This is a genomic window from Aquimarina sp. EL_43 (assembly GCF_943422735.1).
Lineage (GTDB): Bacteria > Bacteroidota > Bacteroidia > Flavobacteriales > Flavobacteriaceae > Aquimarina > Aquimarina megaterium.
In genome coordinates, this window is record NZ_CALSBR010000001.1 from 266,403 (window position 1) to 290,969 (window position 24,567).

Below are 24,567 nucleotides of genomic sequence, written 5' to 3' on the forward strand. Positions count from 1 at the left end.
GATTCTATAGTAATCAAGTTCACAAAACTATCATACTGGGTAGTTATCAATAAACTCATCTTAACTTTATTTTCACTAACAGAAAAAAAGTTAAGATGAGTTGATATGTTATAATTATTTTATAATCATCTGTTTTGTAGCACTTTTTGATCCATTAAAAAGTGTCAAAAAGTATACTCCAGTAGAAAATTTAGAAGTATTGACTTGAGTAACTTTATTTTTAAGCTTAATCTCTCGTACAATATTTCCTTTTACATCTACAACCAATACACTTCCTGATTTCCACAGCTCATTATTAACAGTAATCTCTATATGATCTTCTGTTACTGGATTAGGATAAAAATCAAAAGACATACTATCATCTGCTAATACATCAACAGTAGAGCTTCTTGCGAACAGTGCTCCACAAGATCCAATATAAGTCCAACCTGTATTGGTTCTTTCATATAGACTCCCCTGGTACGTTACTCGATCACCAGGCTGATAGGTTTCAGAAGAACTATATGGCGGAACACCAGCACAAGGGTCACTGCTTCCTCCTGTGGTGGTTACATTTATCACATTACTTGCAGCAGATACATTACCTGCAGCATCTTTTGCTTTTACACTAAATGTATATGCAGTATTAGCAGTTAAGCCTGTAATGTTAGTCGTGGTTCCAGAAACAGAAGTTTCAACTGTATTTCCTTTATACACATCATATCCGGTCACGCCAACATTATCTGTAGAAGATGTCCATGATAGTGTTAAAGTAGTTTGCGCTACATTTGATGAGGATAATCCTGAAGGAGCAGAAGGCGCCTGAGTATCTCCCCCACCAGATCCTCCGATAACAACAGTATAATCTTCTACTTCTCCATATTCAAAAGACTCACAAGCAGTAGGAATTGCATTATATTTCATAGAAACTCTCATTCTTGTGCTTCCATTTTTTGCTCCTGCTGGTACAGTAAAGCTACCACTTACTGGTGTTGTTTTTGAAGCCGCTTTGCTCCAAACCAACTCGCCAGAATCAGCAAAATCTTTATCCTGATTATAATCAATCCATACTGCATATCCTTCATCATAAGTACTTCCAGACCACGTTGGTGTCACCGTAATGGTATGTGATGTTCCTTTAGATAGATTAGTAGTTTCTGCTGTAAAATCGCTATACCCTCCGCTTCCTGCAGTAGAGGTTTTATTAATTGTTCCTAAAGCAACTTTACCAATATACTCGTCTGATGTTTTTTGCCCATTAGATGCACAATATCCTGTTGGAGGATTGCCTCCAGAGCCTGCATTAGAAATTTCGATAAGGTATTCTAAAGCTAATTTGGCAAATTTGGCAGCATGTGTTGCATTTGAGGTAGGAAATCTAGATGAAGTATCCCTTGACGTATGAATATTAGGGTTACTCTCACTAAATTTTGCTTCTATAGGAAATGCTGTTTCATATCCTTGTTGTGCAAAACTATGGTGATCAGAACATCCATAGTTACAAGCAGAATTACTATACGTAATTTTATGTGTTCCAGAAGCATTATAATGATCCATTAATTTTTTCAAGAAATTATTTAAAGAAGTACTATTATATGAATCTGTTGTAATAAAGACATCCTGTGTAGAACCTTTATAATTAGTCATATCCAATTGCATATAGCTCACTATATTTACATTACGATTTTTATAATCTCTTGCTATTTCTTTAGACCCTACCAAACCGATTTCTTCTGCAGCAAATGCCATAAATTCTACTGTTCTTTTTGGTTTGTAGTTCATGCTAAATAATACTCTGGCAACTTCTGTAATTGTTGCAATACCAGAAGCATTATCATCTGCTCCCGGAGCATTATTTTGATCACGTGGTGATGTCGAATCCAAATGTCCTCCCAAAACCACATACTCATTTGGTTTTTCTGTACCGGTAATCGTCATAATAACAGACGGCATTGGGGAACCAGAATGGTTGACAAGTCTAACCGATACATCGCTACGATTACCGGCAAGTCCCTCCCATTTTGCTTTTAAGTCTGTAGAAGCTCTTTTTGCACTACTTTTTGTGTGGTAACGGGTACCATAATTCTCAAGTTCTTTAATTTGTCTATCAATATTAGTGTTATTTACCAACCCTAAACTTTGATTTACCAATTGATCCTGAGTAATCTCAAAAGCAACTGCTGCTTTTGTTGAGGATTGATTTTTTGATTTTTGAATTGAATTAGCTTTCACTATTGCTTCTATAGCAGCTTTTTCTGAAGTTTCATAAAAATATCCTGGTCCATGCCTTAATCCCGTATGATGTAGTTCTTCTGCCGAATGTTCATTCAGCATTACGGCACTATATTCGTTAACCGATTTAATAATTTTCACATCATTGGGATGATTCTTTTTTAGTTTTAATGCGTCCTGAGTATCCATCGTCGCATGAAACATTTTTGATCGTTCCTGCGCATAAATACATGACGTTAATACGCTTAGCGATACCGCTAAAAAAAATAGATTTAGTTTTCTCATCGTTAGTTTAGTTTGTTGAGTTTATAATTTGTGTTTGTGTAGTAGCTAAAGTACATAATATCAAAGTCGAACAAAAGACGTTTTATCATAGAATAATCAAGGTAAATCCGTAATAATCTATCAATTATGAAGAAAGTAAAAAGTGAATATTCTTTAAAATTTATCATCTATATATGATACCATTCACTCATCAATAGTAAAAATAAACCTATCTCTACCAGACTATATACGTGCCATCAAAGATTAAAGTGATACCTAAAATCTATAGCTTGCCTCTTGTAATAATAAGTTCTTTTTGTGAAGTGATGTTATAGATCGATTGCAAAGATCGGAAGGAATCCCAGGTCACATAGCAAATGCTCCTAAGTAGGTTATTGAGTTTCATAAGTTGATTTTGTGTGTTTTAAGTAAACTAAACTACCAAAAAAGCCCTACCTAGCCAATATAAGTATGTCCTAAATCAATGAAAAGATGTCCTAAAACACAATTTAGTACACCTTTTGGCTATATTATAGCCAATGCATCACATCAAAATACTATTGATTCGGGTTATAGATCGTTTTTAATCTTTCAATATTTTTTGAAAGTTTAAAATTTTTTATATATTTGTAATATGAATTATGATGAAGCAAAAAATAAATTTATCTCTACCTGGGGATCTTTAGGAACCTTATGGGGCATCAATAAAGCAATGGCACAGATCCATGCTTTATTATTAATATCTCCAGAACCTCTTTCTATGGAGGATATTATGGAGCAATTACAAATCTCTAGAGGCAACACCAGTATGAATTTACGTCAATTGATGGATTGGGGTATTGTTTTCAAAGAGAATAAAATGGGAGAACGAAAAGAATATTTCACTTCAGAGAAGGATGTACAAGAACTGGCAAGACAAATCGCCAAAGAAAGAAGTAGAAGAGAATTACAACCGACTATTAAAATCTTAAAAGATGTTTCGAACATTGATGAAGATGGAACTGCAAAAACCAAAGAATTAATAAAACAAACCAAGGCATTACATGAAATGGCTGATACCTTAGATATTTTAATGAATAGAGTTATTGGTCAGGATCATAACTGGATCACAAAAGCGTTGGTGAAATTAATTAAATAAAAAAGCACCGTAAACAAAAAAGGAGACGTTCTCCTTTTTATTTTCAATCATAGTTTCAATTTTTTCTGAAACTTTAAAATTAACAAAATATGAAATTTTATATTCCAAACTGGTTGATTATTACAGCAGGCATCGGTCAAATATTCACTGCATTAATATATCCTTATATAAGACATAAAGTATTTGATTGGTATACCGATGTAAAGCAGCTAAAACCACTCAATCAAGAAATCGCAAAAACGTATGGAAGATACATCCAAGGTCTTAATTTTTCTTTTGGATTAATAGCAATCCTACTTACCTCCCAACTTAAGGAACAATCTGAATTAGCAATTGCACTAACCGGACTAATAGCAGCCTACTGGGTTGGTAAAGTTGCAACCCAAATAGCATATTATCCTATGTATGAAATTCCAAAGAAAAAGATATTCAAAATAGGTAGCTATGTTATGAATTGCCTATTCGTTCTTTTTGCTACTGTTTATACTTTATTGTTAATCTATAATTGTATTGGTTTTTTTAACCTCTCCTAAAACTATATCATCATGAGTACACTTACCATATTAGACAAACTAAGACTTAAAAAATCTGCTACAAAAGAAAAAATAATCAGGTTTTATGATGAAGCAACAGAAGATTATAAGTTCTGGAGTACCGATTTCAATATGCATTTTGGATATTATATCCCTTTCAAAACCAGTATTCTAAAAAGAGATTCAATGCTTAACGAAATGAATCAGCAGGTTTTTAATCGTTTACAAGTTCCTAAACAAAATTCACTCGTAGCAGACCTGGGATGTGGTATTGGCGGGGCAATACAGTATGGATTAAGAAAATACCCTCTACTACATATCATTGGTGTAACACTTTCTTCTTTTCAGGTAAGGGAGGGAAATAAAAGGTTACAACATAAGAATGGGTTGATTTTAGAAGAAAATTATTGCAATACATCTTTTAAAACTAATAGTGTAGATGGAGCTTATGCTATAGAAAGTTTTTGTCATTCTGGGCATAGTAAAGAAGCTTTACAGGAAGCATACAGAATACTAAAACCAGGCTCTAAATTAGTAATAGCCGATGCATTCTTAAAAAAAGATGAAGAGCAATTATGCATAGGTAGTAATTATTGCTACGAACAACTTTGCAAAGGATGGAGCTTAGAAGGTTTAGGAAGTATTAAAAAAATAGAACAGACATTAAAACACATAGGTTTTAAGAATGTAAATATCGAAGATGTATCATTTAGAGTTGCTCCTTCTGTTCTTCATGTTCCTTTTGCAATTACAGGATTTATGCTAAAAAAACTATGTAGAAGAGAAATTCTAAAACCACAAAGCATAAAAAACTTAAAAGGATCGCTATTTGCATTACTTTCTGGTCTACATACCAAAAGTTTTGGATATTATTTAATCACTGCAGAAAAATGAAATTAGAAAACATATGAAAAAAATAGTCATAGCAGCAGGAACAGGTTTTCTTGGAAAGGTACTTGTTGAATATTTTAAAACGAAAGCAGAAACTATTACAATTCTAACTCGTGGAAAAAGTAGAATAGAAAAGAACGTTCAATTTATTCATTGGAATGCAAAAACCTCTGGAGATTGGGTACAAGAACTAGAGGATGCAGAAATATTAATCAATTTAGCAGGCAAGTCAGTAGATTGTAGATACACCCAAAAGAATAAAGATCTTATTTTAAATTCAAGAGTAACCTCAACCTCTATTTTGGGAGAAGTAATAAGCAAATGCAAAAAACCTCCTAAAATCTGGTTAAACTCATCAACAGCAACCATCTATCGGCATTCTTTAGATAAAGAAATGAACGAAATTGATGGAGAAATAGGGACTGGTTTTTCTGTTGATGTCGCTACATCATGGGAAAAAACTTTTTTTAATCAGCAAACTACCAAAACCAGAAAAATTGCTTTAAGAACATCTATTGTCTTAGGAGAAAAGGGAGGAGCTTTGCCATCAATTCTTAATTTAACCAAAATTGGGTTAGGGGGAAAACAAGGTAATGGGAATCAAAAATTAAGTTGGATACACGAAATAGACTTTGCAAGAAGTATCGAATTTATTATTAAAAACCCTAGCATTGAAGGTGTGATAAATATTGTTTCACCTAAACCAGTAACCAATTCAGTCTTTATGAAAACACTTAGAAAAGTTATGAGAATTCCCTTCGGAGTTCCTATTTCAAAACCCATACTTCAACTTGGAGCAAGAATTATTAACACAGAAACCGAACTTGTACTCAAGAGTAGAAATGTAATCCCTTCAAAACTTATGAATAATGGATTTCAGTTCTTATATCCCGAACTTAAACCAGCATTAATTCACTTATCTAGAAAATTATGACAACTATACGACTAACAACTCAAATCAAAAACCCAGTTAAAGAGGTATTTGATTTAGCTAGGAGTATTGACTTTCATATGGTATCTGCAAACAAGACTAAAGAAAAAGCCATAGCAGGAAAAACTTCGGGATTAATCGAATTAGGAGAAACCGTTACCTGGAGAGGGCAACATTTTGGGATTCATCTCATTCATAAAAGTATAATTACCGAGTATGAATCCCCAAATAACTTTACCGATGAAATGGTTAAAGGATGTTTTAAGTTTTTTAAACATCAACATATTTTTTATAAAACAGCATTTGGAACAGAAATGATCGATATACTCGAATACGAAACACCCTACTGTATTTTAGGTAAATTATTTGATAATCTAGCCCTAAAAAAGCATCTCACTCAATTTCTTTCTGCTCGCAATCAATCTATAAAACTGTATTTAGAATCCAAAAACGCAGTAAAATCGCATTATAATAACTATTTATAAGGATTCAATATTAATAGACACAAAATACTGATTCGTTAAAGCGCCTATAAGATTCAACTTTTTATCCTATTTTTGGTGAATATAACAACAGGAAATATAATGTCAACAAATACCATAGACCCAAATATGTGGGTGGATAAGTACAGTGATTACCTATTCAACTATACCATTGTAAGAGTTGATGATAAAGAAATTGCTCAAGATTTAGTACAGGAAACATTCTTTGCCGGACTTAAATCCATGAAAAATTTTAAAGGCGAAGCTAGTGAACGTACCTGGCTTATTTCTATTCTGAAAAGAAAAATCATCGATCACTATCGTAAAATTAATAGTAATAAAGGTAAAGCAGAGGTAAGAATGAACTATACCTCTGATTCTGAAACTGAAGGTGATTGGTTAGAAGAACGTGTAGCAGATCCTTTTGATGGCAATGCAGAAGGCGAGATCGAAAACGAAGAATTAGGTCTAGCCATACATGATTGCATGGGGAAATTGCCTCAAAAACAAGCTGTTATTTTTAAATTAAAAACAATACAAGGTTTCGATACTGAAGCTATTTGTAATGAATTTGATATCACTGCGTCTAACTTATGGGTGATCATCCATAGAGCACGTACAGCCATGGCCGAATGTCTAGAAAAAAATTGGTTTTAGGAAAAAATGAGTAATAAAAAGGGAATATTAGTAAGTTGTTCAGAAGCAAATCACTTCTGTGACAAAAATCAGTATAAAGAAGCTTCTTTTTGGGAAAAAGTAAAGCTGAACATACATTTGATATATTGTAGAGCATGCAGGAAGTACACTGCAAAAAACATGAAGTTAACCAAATTGGTAAAGAGCCCAAAAGTGATTAGTATTAACCGTTCTGATAAAGAAGCAATGAAAGAACGATTAAAGCAAAGAATGTAACCTTAAATAGTTATAGTATAATGCCCTCGAATAAAAGAATTACCCAAATAGCATAATGAAAACTACGAATAAGAATAAAGTATTTGTATCCTGTGAAGAAGCAAAACATATTTGCGATAAAAATCAATATGGTGAAGCATCTTTTCTCGAAATAATAAAACTTAATATTCGCCTGATCTATTGTAAAGTAACGCGAGCGTATTCCAAAAGAAACACAAAACTTACAAAAACCATTAACAATTCTAAAACACAATCAATCAGCGCTTCAGATAAAGAAGCAATGAAAAAAGAAATAACAAAAAGAATTAACTAAATAAAGACTCCAGAATAACGAGAATTATTAACCACATTATAGGAATACTCTCTACCCAAAAAGAACAATAATATTCTGATTGCTTTTTATCTGTTCCCCATAAAAAGAATAAACTTATAGTAGTTATCAATATAGTACTTAAAATTTCTATCGATGATAACAATTCATCTTTTACAGCAGTTAATAATAAAAAGATAACCAATAAAATACTACCAAAAAGCTTAGTTCTTGTCACTCCAATTTTTTGCGGAATCGTTTCTAAAGCTACATCATCATACTGCAAGTCTCTTACCTCGAAAGGTAACATCATAACCACAATAAATAAAAACCGTTGAATCATTTCTATTAAAAAATTTAAATTCAGATTTCCTTTAACATGTACTAATGGAACCAATACAGTCATACCAGCCCAAACCATTCCGATAATAAAAATTTTTACCCCTGCAAGGCTCCTTAAGTTCTTTTTGTTAGGAAAAACAGGAACAACATACAAAACAGTAAGTGCTATAAACGGTGCCATATAGAGCCACGTATTAATCGACACTCTAAACGAAAGGTAGATAAAAGACACGCAACTCAAAATGGTTAAAACACGAATCCCTTTCATCGATTTGGTCAATCTTTTGTGGTAAAGTTTAGAGACTTTAGAATATTTTACAAAATTATACGCCGTAATAGCACCTAAAAAAGAAAAAAGGAGGAAGGTATATTGATCTGATATTCCATATTTCATAAAGGTAACTTGTACTAAAGCACATATAGCTAAAGCGACATGAATACTACCGTTAATATAGAATCTGAATATACTTTTTAAGGTTTTCACGTTATTTATTAGGGGTTATGTGTTAACAAAACCCGAATTTGGTTAAAAACTTGATAGGTCTAGGTTAATTAATTGTGAAAGTTTTAGCAATTAAATATGTATTTTTGAAATTTCAATTTCAACTGTTTTTTTTCGTTATGAAAACCGATTCCTTTAAACTACGTCATATAGGTCCATCAACAAAAGATCTTGGCGAGATGTTAAACACAATTAAAGCAGATTCTTTAGAACAATTAATCTACGAAACTGTTCCTGATGATATTCTTTTAAAAAAATCGTTAAATCTAGATTTTGCCTTAAGTGAGCAAGAATATTCTGCACATATACAAAAGCTTTCAGCAAAAAATAAAGTATTCAAAACTTATATCGGTTTAGGATATCACGAAGCTAGTTTACCCGCAGTTATACAACGTAATATCCTCGAAAACCCAGGATGGTACACTGCATATACCCCCTACCAAGCAGAAATTGCGCAAGGTAGATTAGAAGCATTACTAAATTATCAAACCATGGTCTGTGATCTTACAGGTATGGAGTTGGCTAATGCCTCTTTATTAGATGAGAGTACAGCTGCTGCAGAAGCAATGACTATGTTATTTGCTGTACGATCCAGAGATCAGAAAAAAAATAATGTAAACAAGTTTTTTGTTTCCGAAGAAATATTACCGCAAACACTTTCCTTACTACAAACAAGAGCAATTCCTCTTGATATCCAATTGGTAGTAGGAGATCATCAGCAATTTGATTTTTCGACCGAATTTTATGGCGCTATTTTGCAATACCCAGGTAAATCGGGTCAGGTACATGATTATGCAGGTTTTGTTGAAAAAGCTCACCAGGCAGAAATCAAAGTTGCTGTAGCTGCAGATATATTAAGTTTAGTATCATTAAAATCCCCAGGAAGCTTTGATGCAGATGTCGTAGTGGGAACTACACAACGTTTTGGAATCCCTCTTGGATATGGTGGACCACATGCCGGATTTTTTGCTACAAGAGAAGCATATAAAAGAACTATTCCTGGCAGAATCATAGGAGTTACTCAAGATTTAAACGGAGGTCGTGCCTTACGAATGGCACTACAAACTCGTGAACAACATATTAAACGAGATAAAGCAACTTCTAATATCTGTACAGCACAAGTACTATTGGCTGTTATGGCTGGAATGTACAGCGTATATCACGGTCCGGAAGGCTTAAGTTATATTGCTTCAAAAGTTAACACATCGGCCGTAACATTAAGTACAGAATTAGAAAAATTAGGTTTCAATCAACTTAATACTGCCTATTTTGATACCGTTCGTATACAAGGAGATGCAACCAAAATAAAAGAAATCGCAGAAACTAATGAAGTAAATTTCTTTTATCCGGATTCTGATACAATTTCAATTTCTTTAAATGAAGCAACAACAATTGAAGATCTAAATACTATTCTATCAATTTTTGCAAAAGTTGCAGGAAAAGAATATACTCCTATTCAGAAAATTGATACTTCAAATAATATAGATAAAGACCTAAGACGTAATACCGACTTTTTAACAAATGAAGTATTCAATTCTTATCATTCTGAGACAGAATTAATGCGTTATATTAAAAAGTTAGAGCGAAAAGATCTGTCATTAAATCACTCGATGATCCCGTTAGGATCCTGTACGATGAAACTTAATGCGGCCTCAGAAATGTTACCACTTAGTGATCCACAATGGGGGAACATTCATCCTTTTGCTCCAGTACATCAAGCTCTGGGATATCAAGAAGTTCTAAAAAAACTCGAAGAACAGCTTACAGAAATTACAGGATTTGCAGCTACCTCTTTACAACCAAACTCTGGTGCACAAGGAGAATTTGCCGGATTAATGGTAATTAGAGCATATCATGAGTCAAATGGAGATCATCATCGTAATATTTGTTTGATTCCCTCATCTGCTCATGGCACAAATCCCGCTTCTGCAGTAATGGCAGGAATGAAAGTAATTGTTACCAAAGCCACAGAAGAAGGTAATATTGATATAGATGACCTAAGAGAAAAAGCACTAAAATATAAAGATAACCTAGCCGCCTTAATGGTTACATACCCATCTACACACGGTGTATATGAATCTGGAATTAGAGAAATCACTCAAATTATTCATGATAATGGTGGACAAGTATATATGGATGGTGCCAATATGAACGCACAGGTTGGTTTAACCAATCCTGGTGCAATAGGCGCAGACGTGTGTCACCTTAACTTACACAAAACCTTTGCTATACCTCACGGTGGTGGTGGCCCTGGCGTTGGGCCAATTTGTGTTGCACAACAGCTGGTTCCATTTTTACCAGGTAACCCAATAATCACTACCGGAGGAGATCAGGCAATAACAGCAATTTCTGCAGCTCCTTGGGGGTCTGCCCTAGCATGTTTGATATCTTATGGATATATTACTATGCTTGGAGTAAATGGATTAAAAGAAGCTACTCAATACGCTATTTTAAACGCTAATTATATCAAAGAACGTTTAGATGGGCATTATGACGTATTGTATGTAGGAGAAAAAGGAAGAGCTGCTCATGAAATGATCTTGGACTGTAGACCATTTAAAGCAAATGGTATAGAGGTTACCGATATTGCAAAACGACTTATGGATTATGGATTTCATGCTCCAACAGTTTCTTTCCCGGTAGCAGGAACCATTATGATCGAACCTACCGAAAGTGAAAGTAAATCAGAACTAGATCGTTTTTGTGATGCAATGATCGCAATACGTAAGGAAATAGCAGAAGCAACTGCTGATAATCCAAATAATGTAATGAAAAATGCACCTCATACACTGGCTATGCTTACAGCTGACTCCTGGGATTTCCCATATTCGAGAGAGCAAGCAGCATATCCATTATCATATGTAGCTGATAACAAGTTTTGGCCATCTGTTCGCCGTGTAGATGATGCATATGGAGATAGAAACTTAATTTGTACCTGTGCTCCTATTGAAGAGTATATGGAAACAGAAGCTTAAAAAAGCTATTACCCCATGAATGATGAAGAGGTGACTTTATGGTTGCCTCTTTTTTTGTTAACCATACTATGATCAAAAAATAAGTGTAATTTTTAAAACTGCTCAGTAAACCTATGAAATGAACCATAACAATTAAAGTTGATACCAACTGAGATGTTCAATGGTGAAATCAAAGATTCACGAATACCTTGATTAAAAGTAATCAACAGATGAGTAATTCCATCTGACAACTAAAAAATAATAAAAAGAACAGATGAAAGATATAACTTCAAGACAAGACATAGAATTCTTAATGAACGCGTTTTATAAAGACGCTTTTGCAGATCCTACAATTGGCATCTTTTTTACCAAAATTGCAAAAATTAATCTCGAAGAACATATTCCGGAAATCACAGATTTTTGGGAACAGCAATTATTTAGAACAGGAAATTACAAAAAGAATGTGATGCAGATTCATAAAAATTTAAGCAGTAAAAAAAAGTTAGAAAAAATTCATTTTGATACTTGGCTATCACTGTTTCACAAAACGGTAGATCGTAATTTTGAAGGAGAAAAAGCACATCTTATCAAAACAAGAGCCTTATCTATTGTAACAGTTATGCAATTAAAAATAGAATAATCTATTAGTTCTAAACCCGAATTATGCATTAAAACTCTATATTATGAAGGTTAATAAGTGCAGTGAAATATTCTAAGTAGTATCAAACTATAATAAGTTTTCTAATGCACAACAGAGTTTAATCAAATCCATAAAAGAGTTGGGCATCGTAGTATCTGTTATGTACGCATAATAAAATAACTCTTATCATGTACCTTACCATTTATAATAAATAATTGGGTACAATGAATATCAAAATAACGGGTACTGGGAGCTATATTCCTAATGAAATTAGGAAAAACAACGATTTTACCAATCATCAATTCTTTACTGAAAACAAGGTCTTAATCGAACATAACACTACCGCTATAATTGATAAATTCAAAAAAATCACTGGTATTGAAGAACGTAGATATGCCTCTGCCCATCAAAACACTTCTGATTTAGCATTTCTTTCGGCAAAAAAAGCAATTATAGACTCAAAAATTGATCCTGAAACCCTTGATTACATTATTGTAGCTCATAATTTTGGCGATGTAGACAAAAGCTCCTCTCAGGCAGATACTGTCCCCAGTCTTGCGGCAAGAGTAAAACATAAATTAAAAATAAAAAATCCATACTGCGTCGCATATGATTTGCTTTTTGGGTGCCCTGGCTGGATAGAAGGAGTCATACAAGCCCAATCATATATAAAAAGTAATATGGCTCAAAAATGTCTTGTTATTGGGGCAGAAACTTTATCTCGTGTTATAGATAAGCATGATCGGGATTCTATGATTTATTCTGATGGGTCAGGAGCTGTGATACTAGAAAAAACAAAACAACCTGGAGGGATAATTTCTTCAATAAGTGCTTCTTATACACTTGAGGAAAGTAATTTTTTATTCTTCGGAAAAACAAACAATAATATCTCTAATGATGATACGAGATACATCAAAATGCATGGGAGAAAAATATATGAGTTTGCTTTAAATCAAGTACCTAAAGCCATGAAAATCTGCCTTGATAAAACTGATATTAACATCACAGATATCAAAAAAATTATCATTCATCAAGCTAATGAGAAAATGGATGAAGCTATTGCAAAAAGGTTCTATGGTCTATATGACCAGGAAGTACCCGATGGCATTATGCCCATGACTATTCAAAAGCTAGGAAATAGTAGTGTTGCTACTGTTCCTACTCTATATGATCTTATTTTAAATGGTAAAGTAGAAAACCAATCCATTAAAGAAGGAGATATTTTGCTATTTGCCAGTGTAGGCGCAGGGATGAACATTAATACTCTTTTATACCAATTTTAAACCTTTTGTAAAATTCTCTTAGATGTACAGATAGTAATCTGGGTAATTGTCTATTTTTACACTATAATTACTGATTTAACTATTATGTACGAAGGAAATTTTCCTCACCGACGATACCAAAAAACTTTAGAATTTCTTAGAGAAAATACGCCTGCTCCAGGTAATGTTCTGGATTTGGGAGTTAGAAATCCATTTGTAGAGTTTATGGAAAAAGAAGGATATACAGTATCAAACACTTCTGGCGAAGATCTGGACCTCGACACAGAAGCGGTACAAAAAGAAGATATTCAAATTGTTACTGCCTTCGAAATTTTTGAGCACCTTATCGCTCCTTTTAATGTTTTACGTGACATCAAAGCTGATAAGCTGGTTGCTTCTATCCCATTAAAATTATGGTTTTCTTCGGCATATCGTAGCAAAACTGATCCCTGGGACAGACATTATCACGAATTTGAAGATTGGCAATTTGATTGGTTACTCGAAAAAGCAGGTTGGGAAATTAAAGCAAGAAATAAATGGGCACATCCTGTTAAAAAAATCGGGTTACGTCCTTTATTAAGACTTTTTACTCCCAGATATTATATTGTGTATGCAGAGCGAGTAAAAAAACCTTAATGTGTGTGTTTTGAATAATAAAATCTAAAAATATACTTTTTGAATATATCTATTATCATACCTGCTCATAATGAGGAAAGATTTATCGAAGAAACTCTCGATTCTCTCGTTTCACAAACGTTACTTCCCAAAAAAATAGTGGTTGTAAATGATAATTCTACAGATAATACAGTACCAATTATACATAAATTTATAAGCAAGTATAATTTTATTTCATTGGTCAACATCAACAATTCTTCTAAGGAGCATATGCCTGGAAGCAAAGTTATTAAAGCCTTTTATCAAGGTTTTCAAACTTTGGATACTAATTATGATATCATTTGCAAATTTGATGCTGACCTAATTTTTCAAGAAAATTACTTAAAAACTATTGCTGATATTTTTGAATCAGATTCAAAAGTCGGTATCGCTTCTGGCATTCTATATATCGAAAAAAAGAACAAATGGGTATATGAACATATTGCAGATAAGAATCATGTTCGAGGCCCTATAAAAGCATATCGAAAAGAATGTTTTGAAGCTATTAATGGGCTTAAAAAATCAATTGGCTGGGATACCCTAGATGTATTATTAGCTCAATATCATGGATGGAAAACCAAAACTTGCCATAGTTTAATTGTAAAACATCTTAAACCAACAGGAAAGAACTATAATAAAAACACAAAATATGTGCATGGTGAAGCCATGTATAAAATGAGATACGGGTTTTGGATTACGCTAATTGCTTCAGTAAAATTGGCATTGCTTAAAAAACAACCACGCCTGATCAATAATTATTTAACAGGATATTATAAAGCAAAAGCAAAAAAAGAGGCTTTCCTTGTTTCCGAAAAAGAAGGAGATTTTATTCGTAAACTTCGTTGGAAAAAAATGAAAAAAAAGCTCATATAGCGAATAGTTCCATTCGGAAAAACTAGTATTTCTTTAACTTTTTTACCATAAATTATTCTTACATTGAAACAATAATTTTTTTTAAAAAATAATTTCATGAAAATCAAACCATTTCTTTGGGCATTAAGTTGCGTACTATGTTTAGCTGCTTGTAATAAGGAAAACAAAGCAGAAAAAGTAGATTATGTGCTTTTCTCTGGAAAAGTAAGTAATACTCTAGAAAATGAGATTAGCGTATTTAGAAATAGTGATAGCTTCAAAAAAGTCATACCAATTAATGAAGATGGTACTTTCTCTGATACTTTAAAAATTGAATCCAAAGGTTCCTATACTTTTGTGATTGGTCGTGAAAGATCATCCCTATATTTAGATCATGGAGATCAATTAGAATTAACAATAGATACTAAACAGTTTGATGAAAGTATAAAATATACGGGTACTGCCGCGGATGCCAACAATTATCTGGCAGAAAAAGCTTTAATAGAAGAAAGTCTTTTTGCTGGTGGTCCAGAAGGGTATAAAAAACTTTTTATGAATGAAGTCGATGAGTTTAAAAAATTAATATCTCAAAATGAACAAGCTAAAAACGACGCAATTAAAAAATATAAAAATTTAGATCCCGAATTTGTAGCTACTCAAACTAAGGATAATCGCTATGAATACTTATCAATGTTAAATAATTATCCGTCGACTCATAGCCATTATGCAAAGAAAGAAGACTATAAAGCTCCAGAAGGTCTTTTGGATGAATTAAAAGATTTTAATATTGATAATGGCGAAGATTATGAGAAATCTAACGCTTATAGAAGATTAAGTTCTGATGTTTTTTATAGAATTTCTGAAGAAAAAGCTTCGAATGACAGTATCTCTATGGATAAAGCAATGATGGAGAATTTGGCTCAACTAAAGAGTAAAAATATCAGAAATGCTTTTATGAAAAATATAGCATATCAAGTATCACCTAGAAATGATAATGCTGCAGAATTATATGATATGCTAATGGCAGCCTCAGACGATGAAGAATTTAAAAGTGAATTAACCAATAAATTCGAAAAAATAAAAGTATTGGTTAAAGGTAATGTGTCGCCCGTATTTAATGATTATGAAAATTACAAAGGAGGAACAACTTCACTTAGTGATCTTAAAGGAAAATATGTATACATCGATGTTTGGGCTACCTGGTGTGGACCTTGTAAGGCCGAAATTCCGCACCTAAAGAAAATCGAAAAACAATATCACGATAAGAATATCGAATTTGTAAGTATTTCTATTGATAAAAAACCACAACATGATGCTTGGAAAGCAATGGTTAAAGAAAAGGAATTAGGTGGAGTTCAATTATTTGCAGATAACAATTGGGGATCTCAATTTATTGTTGATTATGGAATAAGAGGAATCCCTAGATTTATCTTAATTGATCCCGAAGGTAAAATTGTAAGTGCAAGTGCACCAAGACCATCCGACCCTAAACTTGTAGAAGTTTTTAACGAGCTTAGTATTTAAGATTAAATCTTACTCTTTAAAAAAATATAAGTCCGCAAATTCTATAGAATTTGCGGACTTACTTTAAAATAGACCTCCCATTTTCACATCTCTTTGTAATAACCTCAAATTAAAAATAGACAAGTCTGTCTGTTTTTAAAATTATTTTGTAGTTTTGTGTCGTGAAACACTCTTTAGTAAAACAACATATTATAGAAACTGCCTCTGATCTTTTTTACCAAAAAGGATATAATCGCACTGGTATAAATGAAATCATAAAAGAAGCAGGTATTGCAAAAGCAACACTATACAATCATTTTGCTTCAAAAGAAGATATCTGCCTTGCTTATCTTAGATTTAGAAATGATCTGTTTACAAAAAACATAAAAACCTTTGTGGGTAATGCCAAAAAAGGAAAGGATCAATTGTATGCTTTGTTTCATTTTCTTATAGAATTCTTTGCAGAAAAAGATTTTAATGGATGCTGGTGTGTAAATACTATTGCCGAAATCCCGAGAGAAAACGAAAAAATCAGGAAAGAGATTCAAAAACAAAAAGAAGAATTTATCGAATTTATAAAAGAACTGGTAGAGAAGAACTGTAATCAAAATACAACTTCAGCAAATGAAGCACTGGCCAAAAGAGTTTATTTAATTTACGAAAGCTCTATTTCCGAAAGTAAATTACACCAAAATCAATGGCCAATAAATACTGGTTTATCTCTTTGTAAAAGCATACTGAATTAAAAAATTTTTATTAATTAAAGACAGACTTGTCTGTTCAATTTTATTCATCTTAAAAAACTAAAAATGATAACATTCAAAAACAAAACAGCCTTGGTCGTTGGTGGAACCAGCGGAATTGGTAATGCTACCGTAAATACTTTAATCGAAGGAGGTGCTACTGTGCACGTAGTAGGGAGAAATATATCCAAAATACCAGATACAGATAACATAATTAAACACCAGGTAGATATTACAGACACTGCCAGTGTAAACGAATTGATCGATACCATTTCTGGATTAGATCGCTTAGATTATCTGGTAAACGCATCCGGAATCTTTGGGCCAAAAGCATTTCTGGATCATACGGTAGAGGATTACGATGCTTATCAGGATCTTAATAGAGGTTTCTTTTTTATAACACAATCTGCCGCTAAGAAAATGAAAGAAAATAATAGTGGAGCTATTGTAAATGTAGGTTCGATGTGGGCAAAACAAGCTGTAAAAGCGACTCCTTCTTCTGCTTATTCTATGCAAAAAGCAGGACTACATACTCTTACTCAACACTTGGCAATGGAGTTGGCAGATCACGGAATTAGAGTAAATGCAGTATCTCCTGCCGTAGTCGAAACTCCGGTTTATGATAGTGTTTTTGGCAGTGCCGAAGAAGCTAAAAAAGCATTGGTAGGGTTTAATAATTTTCACCCTATCGGAAGAAATGGAACTCCACAAGATATTGCTAATAGTATCACTTTTCTATTATCTGATAAAGCCTCCTGGGTAACTGGTGCGATATGGGATACTGATGGCGGTGTAATTGCCGGACGTAATTAAAAAATAATATCAAAGTAAGGCCTCAGAAGGAGGCTTTACTTTTTACATTTAACTATAATGAAATCAGAAGTACTTATAATTGGTGCCGGATTAACAGGATTGTTACTTGCATATAGGTTAAAAGAGCGCAATATTTCTTTTAAAATTATCGAAGCTAGAAGTAGAATTGGCGGAAGAATACATCCAGTTCTTACTGATGATGAAACACCAATAGAAATGGGAGCGACCTGGATAGGAATCCAGCATCAGGAGTTACTAAAAGTATTAGAAGAATTAAAACTTCCCGTTTTTGAACAATTCATAAAAGGAACTACATTGTTTGAACCACTATCTACTGCCCCACCTCAGCACATACATTTACCACCAAACCAACAACCCAGTTATCGAATACAAGGAGGAACTATTGCTTTACTTAATGCTTTGGCTTCATCTCTTACCAAAGAAGAACTTATTTTAAATGAAAAAGTGACAAGCATTAGTTATATCAAAAATCGATTTGAAATTAATACTACTAACCTCAACTATCATGCGCATAAACTAGTATCTACATTACCGCCAAAGCTTCTTGTAAACACTATACAATTTAATCCTTCTTTACCAAAAAACCTTATTAAAATAGCTAACAATACTCATACCTGGATGGGAGATTCTATAAAATTTGGAATTGCTTACAAAAGACCATTTTGGAAAGAAAACAAATATTCGGGAACTGTATTTAGTAATGTGGGGCCGATAACAGAACTATATGATCACTCAAACCACAGAAATACTAAATATGCCTTAAAAGGCTTTTTACAAAATGAAATGTATCTGGAAACCAAAAAGAACAGAAAATCTAAAGTGATACACCAACTTCAAAAACTCTTTGGTGATGCCGTTTTAAAATATTCTCAATATAAGGAAGAGATTTGGAGACAAGAATCCAATACCTTTAACGATTCTGAACATTTTATCTTTCCTCATCAAAATAATGGTCATCCTATATATCAAAAGGTTTTTTTTGACAATAGTTTATTTATTGCAGGTGCCGAAACTGCAACTCAATTTGGAGGATATATGGAAGGTGCAGTTAAAAGTGCACAATCCATATATCAAAAATTAAAAGAATAACTCCTACTCTAATACAAAGGATAATACCTTTCCTGTAGCTCCGTTAGGAAAAGTAATTCCTAATAAAGCAGAAATAGTAGGTGCAATATCCGGGATATATGTTTCTTGAGTCGTACTCCCCTTTTGTATTCCTTGTCCAAAAAACAATAAAGGAGCATGAGTATCATAGGTTAAACCACTCCCATGAGTTGAACCTGTTTTAGAATACGATATCGTAGCAGGATCCATCACATATACCACATCACCACTTCTTTTTTGATTAAATCCTTTTTGAATCAACGCTGCAATACCAGTAACATATTCACCTGTTTCTAATTGGTTCCTGGTAAATACTTTATCAATTTGATTTTCCTGAAGCATATAATGAGCGAGCGCTTTCTCAAGTTTTTCTGCAGATATTGTATGTTTTTTTAACATGTTATAATCAAAAAACACTTGATTGTTTGAAATGTTTTCGATCAATCCATCTACTTTAAACTGTGCTTTTACAAATGCTTTAACTTTGGTTGTAAATGCATCTCTATCAAAATAACCTGCAGGAATCTTAACAGATTTTAAATATGACGGTACATGTACAGCTCCATGATCTGCCGTAAGGAAAACGGTATATTGCCCCTTACCTACTTTAGTATCCAGAGCATCAAAAAAACGTTCTAAATCTTTATCTAATCGTAAATATGTATCTTGAATTTCTTTAGAATTTACTCCAAAGTTATGCCCAACATAATCTGTACTGGAAAAACTTACTGTAAGAAAATCTGTAGTCTTATCAACCCCCAGTTGCTCCCCTTCGATTGCAGCAATTGCAAAATCGGTGGTCAAGCTATTTCCATAAGCCGAAGCTTTAATAATATCATATCCTGCATTCTGATCTTTTAACTTTGCTAGATCATAAGGAAACGTAGCTGTTTCTTTACCTTTATATCCACCTTCAAACTGATTTTGATCCGGGCCACTTTCTGTATATGTATTAATATCATAAAGGGTATTCCATACTTTTAAGTAAGACTCTGCCTGGTTAGAAGTATTAAACTTTTTGACCCAATCTGGTAATTCGTTACGATAATAAGTACTGGTTATCCATTTCCCTTCATCTTTACCTCTAAACCAATATGCACCATTGGCAGAATGACCTGCTGGCAGAATAGCACCTCGGTCCTTTATAGCAATACCAATTGTTTTTCCTTTTAATTGTGTATGCAACCTATTTTGATCACTTACAGTAGATGTTTTCATCCGACGAGGAGACATTTGTTCCATTTCGCTATTAGATCCTACTGCTTTAACTAATGAATCATTTGCACAATACACCATTGCTTTACCAAACTTATCATACCAATGATTAGAGATAATTCCATGATTTTTTGGTGTCGTTCCTGTATATACAGAAGCATGACCAGGACCTGTATAAGTAGGCACGTAATTAAAATGATTGTTTTTACAATTAAAACCTTCATTAATCATACGCTTAAACCCCCTATCACCGAATCGATTATAAAAACGGGTTAAATAATCATATCGCATTTGGTCTACAACAATACCAACTACCAGTTTTGGCGAACTATTGATTCGAACACCTTCCTGTGCTCTACAAGGCATGCAGCACAACGTAACTAATAAGATTAAAAATACTCTTTTTGTCATTATATTTTGAATTTAAATAGCTAAAATACTATTACTACAAATGTAAAACTTTAATAGAAGGTTAAATGCTATGGATAATTTTTTTTCTATTTTAGCCTTTCTAATTATAATGCATGTTTTACTTAGACGATATTGGTCGCTATTTTTTAATGTTAAAAGGCGTTTTTAGTCGAATGACTAAAGGTTCTGTGATACGGAATCTAATATTTAAAGAGATAGATGATTTAATTATTGGTTCTTTAGGAATAACAGTATTTCTAGCCTTTTTTATTGGGGCTGTTGTAGCTATCCAAACTGCACTCAATCTTACTAACCCTCTAATTCCCAAAAAGCTTATTGCTTTTGCTTCAAGACAATCTGTAATCCTTGAATTTGCTCCTACATTTATTTCTGTTATTATGGCAGGTAAAGTAGGTTCTTTTATTACCTCAAGTATTGGTACAATGCGAGTAACCGAACAGATTGATGCGCTAGAGGTAATGGGGATCAATTCACTTAATTATTTAGTTTTTCCGAAGATCATTGCGATGCTTACCTATCCATTTGTTATTGCCATCGCTATGTTTACCGGAATATGTGGAGCGTATATTGCCGGAGTGTATGGAGGATTTATCTCTAGTTCAGAATTTTTAACCGGACTACGAGAAGAGTTTATTCCTTATCATCTGGTATATGCATTTATAAAGACTTTTTTATACTCTTTCTTACTAGCAACCATCCCTTCATTTCATGGATACTATATGAAAGGTGGAGCACTAGAAGTTGGTAAAGCAAGCACCTCTGCTTTTGTATGGACTACAGTATCTATTATTATATCTAATTATATTCTCACTCAATTATTATTAAGCTAATGATAGAAGTTACTAATCTACATAAAGGTTTTAATGGAGAAGAGATTTTAAAAGGAATCACTACAACATTTGACAGAGGTAAGACTAATCTTATTATCGGTACCAGTGGAAGTGGTAAAACCGTTTTCTTGAAATGTCTGCTTGGGCTTTTTACACCAGAACAAGGCTCTATTTGCTATGATGGTAGTGTATATTCTGATCTCAATGAAGAAGAACAAAGAGATTTACGAGAACAGATGGGAATGGTTTTTCAAGGTAGTGCATTATTCGACTCTATGACTGTAGAAGAAAATGTAATGTTCCCTCTTATGATGTTTACCAAACAAAAAAGGGAAGAAATGTTAGAAAGAGTTCATGAGGTTTTAGATCGTGTACATCTTGAAAATGCTGAGAAAAAATTACCTTCAGAAATTAGTGGCGGTATGCAAAAGCGTGTCGCTATTGCACGTGCCATAGTAACACGTCCCAAATATCTATTCTGTGATGAACCTAACTCTGGACTTGACCCCAGAACTGCTATTGTTATAGATAACCTAATTAAAGAAATTACTGAAGAATACAATATCACCACCGTAATCAATACGCATGATATGAATTCGGTAATGGAAATTGGAGAAAAAATCGTTTTTCTTAAAAATGGTAATTTAGAATGGGAAGGTGACAAAACCCAAATATTCAAAACCGATAATAAAGCAGTAACCGATTTTGTATACTCTTCTAATTTGTTTAAAAAAGTTCGAGACGCTCAGTTAAAAGGTCTATAGTTCATAGTATTAATAAGCAGCATTATTTCCTAAGTATTAGTTCGTCTTACCATGGATAATAGTACTCCACTAAAAATTAATAATGTTCCTATGATTTTATTTTGCAAGTGAATCTTTTCCTTATTTTCAAGATATTTTTTTAATCGGGATGCAAATCTAACATACATAAAAAGACTAATACCATCAATTACTAAATAGGTTATTCCTAATACTAATACTTGTGGTGCAAAGGCAAGACTTTCATCAATAAACAAAGGAAATAATGCAGCGAAAAATACAATTGCTTTTGGGTTTGATGCCGACATAAAAAAACCTTCGCTATATAATTTTAAAAAACTCTTTTCTCTATTCTTTTTTTTGAATTGTTCGACATTTGGTTTTGAAATAATTTTTGTCACCCCCATATATATCAAATATCCAACACCAATCCATTTTATCAGACCAAAAATTTCTCCAGAAGAAATAACAATAGATGCTAATCCCAGCGAGGATAAAAATATCTGTATAGCATTTGCCGATAAGTCTCCTAATATCGTTCCAACTGTTTTTTTTGTTCCGTAATTCATACTATTCGCAGAAGCAAGTAGTACACTTGGTCCAGGAGTAACTGCAATAATAAAAACTGTTCCTATAAACGAAATCCAAAGTGTAAGATTCATATCGATTGTTTTTTATAATTATTCTAAAAATAGCAAAATAACACTTGCAAATCCAGGACTAGTATTATTAATAAATAGGTAAGTAGAATATAAGGTTATATTCTACTTACCTATTGGATCAATTTAGTCTAAGCAATATTGTTCTTTCTTAGTTTATTTTGCTTAAAGTTATTCAATTTTTCTTTTACTTCAGCCTATTACTTTTTCAATACCATGCTTCGATTTTTCTAAAATGCTCTTTAGTTCACTCTTTTCTATATCGGTTAATGGCTTTAATGGGCTTCTCAAATTTCCTCCTTCTTCTCCTAAAATAGTTAACCCTGCCTTAACTGCTCTTGGTAATCCTTTGTTAACTATAAATTTCAGAAGATTAATCTGCTTATAAAATATGTCTTGCGCATATCGTAAATCATTTTCCCGAATAGCATCATACAAAGCAATATTAAGTTCGGGAATAAGGTTTGGAGCTGCAGTACACCAACCTGTTGCTCCTGCAGAAAGAGCGGCTAATGCTAAAGGATTCGAACCATTATAAAAAGCTACATCTTCTCCCAATTCTTTTCTTAAATAGTGCATACGTTGCACATCGCCTGTGCTTTCTTTAATCATGGTAACATTAGGGATTTCTAGCAAACGTTTTAGTAATGCAGGTGACATGTCTACTCCACTTGTAGCAGGATTATTATAGGCCATAATTGGAATAGAAATCTGTTTTGCTACCGTGTCATAGTGCCGAACGATCTCATCATCTGTCAATTTCCAATAACTCATTGGGATGATCATAACCGCTGTAGCACCAGCTTTTTCTGCAAACTTAGCATGATGCACTGTTCTTTCTGTTGTTAGATTCGAAACTCCAACTAAAACAGGAAGTCGTTTATTCACTTGCTGAATTGTTGCTTCGGTTATCGCCTCTTTTTCCTGATCAGTAAGATAAGGAAGTACACCTGTACTTCCTAAAGGAGCAATACCGTGAGATCCATTTCTTATTAATCGTTCTAAAAGTTTTCTAAACAAATCAATATCTACCTTTTCATTAGTATCAAATGGTGTTATTGGATAAGCAATCACACCTTTAAATGGTACATTTTTCATAATATATATTTTTTTGATGACTATAAATCTCTACCTTCTTCTTCACGAAGTGCTACACCTAAGTTTTGAAGTTGAGGCGCATTTTCGCTGGCAATGTATTTTGCATTTTTTGTGCTACTCAAATTTTTATGACGATGCCAGGTCCAACTGGGAATGTAAACAGCATCTCCTGCTTTCCAATCCACTCTCACACCTTCTATTTCGGTATACCCTTCTCCTTCGATTACATACAATAATGTTTCATACGTATGCCTATGTTTATTTGTCATTTGGTCTGGTAACAAACCTCCAATCGTCATACTTACATTTTTACTAGGTAGATCTATAAAAAAAACAGGATGTTTTCTTTCTGTAGAGAACTGATCGTGTACCCCTGCATTTTCTACATTTTTATGTATCAATGTATCGGGCATTACAAATTTTGGTCTTGCAAAAGTTTCATGAAAATCTTTTGAACTGAATTTTTTTTCTTTAGTTTCCATTGTTTTCTAATTTTTTGTTCATTGT

At 33.1% G+C, this 24,567-nt stretch carries 25 protein-coding genes; 19 read left to right on the plus strand and 6 right to left on the minus strand.

The window, feature by feature from the left end:
- Nucleotides 1–114: 114 nt before the first annotated feature.
- A complete protein-coding gene (locus NNL09_RS01290) occupies nucleotides 115–2,496 on the minus strand; it encodes a M20/M25/M40 family metallo-hydrolase (RefSeq protein ID WP_196910678.1) in 2,382 nt (793 codons plus the stop codon).
- A 613-nt stretch (nucleotides 2,497–3,109) separates the two neighbouring features.
- Here NNL09_RS01290 and NNL09_RS01295 point away from each other — a divergent pair.
- The 8 genes from NNL09_RS01295 (at nucleotide 3,110) to NNL09_RS01330 (ending at nucleotide 7,675) form a co-directional block, all read left to right on the plus strand.
- Nucleotides 3,110–3,613, plus strand: coding sequence for a GbsR/MarR family transcriptional regulator (locus NNL09_RS01295; RefSeq protein WP_025666415.1), 504 nt, complete (start codon nucleotides 3,110–3,112; stop codon nucleotides 3,611–3,613).
- 89 nt (nucleotides 3,614–3,702) lie between these two features.
- The gene (locus NNL09_RS01300) at nucleotides 3,703–4,146 is read left to right on the plus strand and encodes a hypothetical protein (protein ID WP_196910679.1); all 444 of its coding nucleotides are present in this window, start codon (nucleotides 3,703–3,705) and stop codon (nucleotides 4,144–4,146) included.
- A gap of 12 nt (nucleotides 4,147–4,158) precedes the next feature.
- Nucleotides 4,159–5,040: a methyltransferase domain-containing protein gene (locus NNL09_RS01305; protein WP_196910680.1), complete on the plus strand. Its 882-nt coding sequence runs from the start codon at nucleotides 4,159–4,161 to the stop codon at nucleotides 5,038–5,040.
- 13 nt (nucleotides 5,041–5,053) lie between these two features.
- The gene (locus NNL09_RS01310) at nucleotides 5,054–5,971 is read left to right on the plus strand and encodes a TIGR01777 family oxidoreductase (protein ID WP_196910681.1); all 918 of its coding nucleotides are present in this window, start codon (nucleotides 5,054–5,056) and stop codon (nucleotides 5,969–5,971) included.
- A complete protein-coding gene (locus tag NNL09_RS01315; protein ID WP_196910682.1) occupies nucleotides 5,968–6,453 on the plus strand; it encodes an SRPBCC family protein in 486 nt (161 codons plus the stop codon). Before NNL09_RS01310 ends, NNL09_RS01315 begins: the two co-directional genes overlap by 4 nt.
- Nucleotides 6,454–6,552: 99 nt before the next feature.
- Nucleotides 6,553–7,107 (plus strand): sigma-70 family RNA polymerase sigma factor, encoded by a 555-nt coding sequence (locus tag NNL09_RS01320; RefSeq protein WP_025666410.1) that lies wholly within the window; start codon nucleotides 6,553–6,555, stop codon nucleotides 7,105–7,107.
- 6 nt (nucleotides 7,108–7,113) lie between these two features.
- Nucleotides 7,114–7,362, plus strand: coding sequence for a hypothetical protein (locus tag NNL09_RS01325; RefSeq protein WP_025666409.1), 249 nt, complete (start codon nucleotides 7,114–7,116; stop codon nucleotides 7,360–7,362).
- A 55-nt stretch (nucleotides 7,363–7,417) separates the two neighbouring features.
- Nucleotides 7,418–7,675 (plus strand): hypothetical protein, encoded by a 258-nt coding sequence (locus NNL09_RS01330; RefSeq protein ID WP_025666408.1) that lies wholly within the window; start codon nucleotides 7,418–7,420, stop codon nucleotides 7,673–7,675.
- Here NNL09_RS01330 and NNL09_RS01335 read toward each other — a convergent pair.
- Nucleotides 7,668–8,408: a hypothetical protein gene (locus NNL09_RS01335; protein ID WP_051476094.1), complete on the minus strand. Its 741-nt coding sequence runs from the start codon at nucleotides 8,406–8,408 to the stop codon at nucleotides 7,668–7,670. The genes NNL09_RS01330 and NNL09_RS01335 overlap by 8 nt on opposite strands.
- A gap of 227 nt (nucleotides 8,409–8,635) precedes the next feature.
- Between NNL09_RS01335 and gcvP the strand changes: the two genes are divergently transcribed.
- From gcvP to NNL09_RS01380, 9 genes are all read left to right on the plus strand, one after another.
- Nucleotides 8,636–11,491 carry an aminomethyl-transferring glycine dehydrogenase gene (gene gcvP / locus NNL09_RS01340; RefSeq protein WP_196910683.1) on the plus strand — a complete coding sequence of 952 codons (2,856 nt, stop codon included), beginning with the start codon at nucleotides 8,636–8,638 and terminating at the stop codon, nucleotides 11,489–11,491.
- A 253-nt stretch (nucleotides 11,492–11,744) separates the two neighbouring features.
- A complete protein-coding gene (locus tag NNL09_RS01345; protein ID WP_025666405.1) occupies nucleotides 11,745–12,110 on the plus strand; it encodes a group III truncated hemoglobin in 366 nt (121 codons plus the stop codon).
- 224 nt (nucleotides 12,111–12,334) lie between these two features.
- On the plus strand, nucleotides 12,335–13,393 hold the full coding sequence (locus tag NNL09_RS01350; RefSeq protein ID WP_196910684.1) for a 3-oxoacyl-ACP synthase III family protein: 1,059 nt from the start codon (nucleotides 12,335–12,337) through the stop codon (nucleotides 13,391–13,393).
- Between the two features lie 84 nt (nucleotides 13,394–13,477).
- Nucleotides 13,478–14,008 (plus strand): methyltransferase, encoded by a 531-nt coding sequence (locus NNL09_RS01355; protein ID WP_025666403.1) that lies wholly within the window; start codon nucleotides 13,478–13,480, stop codon nucleotides 14,006–14,008.
- A gap of 39 nt (nucleotides 14,009–14,047) precedes the next feature.
- Nucleotides 14,048–14,899 (plus strand): glycosyltransferase family 2 protein, encoded by an 852-nt coding sequence (locus tag NNL09_RS01360; protein WP_196910685.1) that lies wholly within the window; start codon nucleotides 14,048–14,050, stop codon nucleotides 14,897–14,899.
- Nucleotides 14,900–14,995: 96 nt separating this feature from the next.
- Nucleotides 14,996–16,402 carry a TlpA disulfide reductase family protein gene (locus NNL09_RS01365; RefSeq protein WP_196910686.1) on the plus strand — a complete coding sequence of 469 codons (1,407 nt, stop codon included), beginning with the start codon at nucleotides 14,996–14,998 and terminating at the stop codon, nucleotides 16,400–16,402.
- Between the two features lie 161 nt (nucleotides 16,403–16,563).
- Entirely contained in the window at nucleotides 16,564–17,127 is a 564-nt protein-coding gene (locus tag NNL09_RS01370; protein ID WP_025667371.1) for a TetR/AcrR family transcriptional regulator, read from the plus strand.
- 63 nt (nucleotides 17,128–17,190) lie between these two features.
- Nucleotides 17,191–17,937, plus strand: coding sequence for an SDR family NAD(P)-dependent oxidoreductase (locus tag NNL09_RS01375; RefSeq protein ID WP_196910687.1), 747 nt, complete (start codon nucleotides 17,191–17,193; stop codon nucleotides 17,935–17,937).
- Between the two features lie 57 nt (nucleotides 17,938–17,994).
- The gene (locus tag NNL09_RS01380; protein WP_196910688.1) at nucleotides 17,995–19,047 is read left to right on the plus strand and encodes an FAD-dependent oxidoreductase; all 1,053 of its coding nucleotides are present in this window, start codon (nucleotides 17,995–17,997) and stop codon (nucleotides 19,045–19,047) included.
- 3 nt (nucleotides 19,048–19,050) lie between these two features.
- On the opposite strand, the gene pafA is transcribed toward NNL09_RS01380, so the two are convergent.
- Nucleotides 19,051–20,691 carry an alkaline phosphatase PafA gene (gene pafA / locus NNL09_RS01385; RefSeq protein ID WP_196910689.1) on the minus strand — a complete coding sequence of 547 codons (1,641 nt, stop codon included), beginning with the start codon at nucleotides 20,689–20,691 and terminating at the stop codon, nucleotides 19,051–19,053.
- A 113-nt stretch (nucleotides 20,692–20,804) separates the two neighbouring features.
- On the opposite strand from pafA, the gene NNL09_RS01390 reads away from it, so the two are divergent.
- Nucleotides 20,805–21,542: an ABC transporter permease gene (locus NNL09_RS01390; RefSeq protein WP_025667367.1), complete on the plus strand. Its 738-nt coding sequence runs from the start codon at nucleotides 20,805–20,807 to the stop codon at nucleotides 21,540–21,542.
- Nucleotides 21,542–22,306, plus strand: a complete 765-nt coding sequence (locus NNL09_RS01395; protein WP_025667366.1) for an ABC transporter ATP-binding protein — start codon at nucleotides 21,542–21,544, stop codon at nucleotides 22,304–22,306. The genes NNL09_RS01390 and NNL09_RS01395 overlap by 1 nt, the downstream gene beginning before the upstream one ends.
- A 29-nt stretch (nucleotides 22,307–22,335) precedes the next feature.
- Here the strand turns inward: NNL09_RS01395 and NNL09_RS01400 are convergent, their stop codons facing one another.
- From NNL09_RS01400 to NNL09_RS01410, 3 genes are all read right to left on the minus strand, one after another.
- Nucleotides 22,336–22,965 (minus strand): LysE family translocator, encoded by a 630-nt coding sequence (locus NNL09_RS01400; protein ID WP_025667365.1) that lies wholly within the window; start codon nucleotides 22,963–22,965, stop codon nucleotides 22,336–22,338.
- 189 nt (nucleotides 22,966–23,154) lie between these two features.
- Nucleotides 23,155–24,060 carry a dihydrodipicolinate synthase family protein gene (locus NNL09_RS01405; RefSeq protein ID WP_025667364.1) on the minus strand — a complete coding sequence of 302 codons (906 nt, stop codon included), beginning with the start codon at nucleotides 24,058–24,060 and terminating at the stop codon, nucleotides 23,155–23,157.
- 20 nt (nucleotides 24,061–24,080) lie between these two features.
- The gene (locus tag NNL09_RS01410) at nucleotides 24,081–24,542 is read right to left on the minus strand and encodes a cupin domain-containing protein (RefSeq protein ID WP_024772055.1); all 462 of its coding nucleotides are present in this window, start codon (nucleotides 24,540–24,542) and stop codon (nucleotides 24,081–24,083) included.
- Between the last annotated feature and the right edge of the window lie 25 nt (nucleotides 24,543–24,567).

Coding starts and splice junctions, on each gene's coding strand:
- NNL09_RS01305 (WP_196910680.1), top strand. CDS start 4,159: ATGAGTACACTTACCATATTAGACAAACTAAGACTTAAAAAATCTGCT.
- NNL09_RS01310 (WP_196910681.1), top strand. CDS start 5,054: ATGAAAAAAATAGTCATAGCAGCAGGAACAGGTTTTCTTGGAAAGGTA.
- NNL09_RS01405 (WP_025667364.1), bottom strand. CDS start 24,060: ATGAAAAATGTACCATTTAAAGGTGTGATTGCTTATCCAATAACACCA.
- NNL09_RS01410 (WP_024772055.1), bottom strand. CDS start 24,542: ATGGAAACTAAAGAAAAAAAATTCAGTTCAAAAGATTTTCATGAAACT.
- NNL09_RS01295 (WP_025666415.1), top strand. CDS start 3,110: ATGAATTATGATGAAGCAAAAAATAAATTTATCTCTACCTGGGGATCT.
- NNL09_RS01350 (WP_196910684.1), top strand. CDS start 12,335: ATGAATATCAAAATAACGGGTACTGGGAGCTATATTCCTAATGAAATT.
- gcvP (WP_196910683.1), top strand. CDS start 8,636: ATGAAAACCGATTCCTTTAAACTACGTCATATAGGTCCATCAACAAAA.
- NNL09_RS01395 (WP_025667366.1), top strand. CDS start 21,542: ATGATAGAAGTTACTAATCTACATAAAGGTTTTAATGGAGAAGAGATT.
- pafA (WP_196910689.1), bottom strand. CDS start 20,691: ATGACAAAAAGAGTATTTTTAATCTTATTAGTTACGTTGTGCTGCATG.
- NNL09_RS01345 (WP_025666405.1), top strand. CDS start 11,745: ATGAAAGATATAACTTCAAGACAAGACATAGAATTCTTAATGAACGCG.
- NNL09_RS01375 (WP_196910687.1), top strand. CDS start 17,191: ATGATAACATTCAAAAACAAAACAGCCTTGGTCGTTGGTGGAACCAGC.
- NNL09_RS01365 (WP_196910686.1), top strand. CDS start 14,996: ATGAAAATCAAACCATTTCTTTGGGCATTAAGTTGCGTACTATGTTTA.
- NNL09_RS01320 (WP_025666410.1), top strand. CDS start 6,553: ATGTCAACAAATACCATAGACCCAAATATGTGGGTGGATAAGTACAGT.
- NNL09_RS01315 (WP_196910682.1), top strand. CDS start 5,968: ATGACAACTATACGACTAACAACTCAAATCAAAAACCCAGTTAAAGAG.
- NNL09_RS01400 (WP_025667365.1), bottom strand. CDS start 22,965: ATGAATCTTACACTTTGGATTTCGTTTATAGGAACAGTTTTTATTATT.
- NNL09_RS01330 (WP_025666408.1), top strand. CDS start 7,418: ATGAAAACTACGAATAAGAATAAAGTATTTGTATCCTGTGAAGAAGCA.
- NNL09_RS01355 (WP_025666403.1), top strand. CDS start 13,478: ATGTACGAAGGAAATTTTCCTCACCGACGATACCAAAAAACTTTAGAA.
- NNL09_RS01390 (WP_025667367.1), top strand. CDS start 20,805: ATGTTTTACTTAGACGATATTGGTCGCTATTTTTTAATGTTAAAAGGC.
- NNL09_RS01380 (WP_196910688.1), top strand. CDS start 17,995: ATGAAATCAGAAGTACTTATAATTGGTGCCGGATTAACAGGATTGTTA.
- NNL09_RS01290 (WP_196910678.1), bottom strand. CDS start 2,496: ATGAGAAAACTAAATCTATTTTTTTTAGCGGTATCGCTAAGCGTATTA.
- NNL09_RS01300 (WP_196910679.1), top strand. CDS start 3,703: ATGAAATTTTATATTCCAAACTGGTTGATTATTACAGCAGGCATCGGT.
- NNL09_RS01325 (WP_025666409.1), top strand. CDS start 7,114: ATGAGTAATAAAAAGGGAATATTAGTAAGTTGTTCAGAAGCAAATCAC.
- NNL09_RS01335 (WP_051476094.1), bottom strand. CDS start 8,408: ATGAAATATGGAATATCAGATCAATATACCTTCCTCCTTTTTTCTTTT.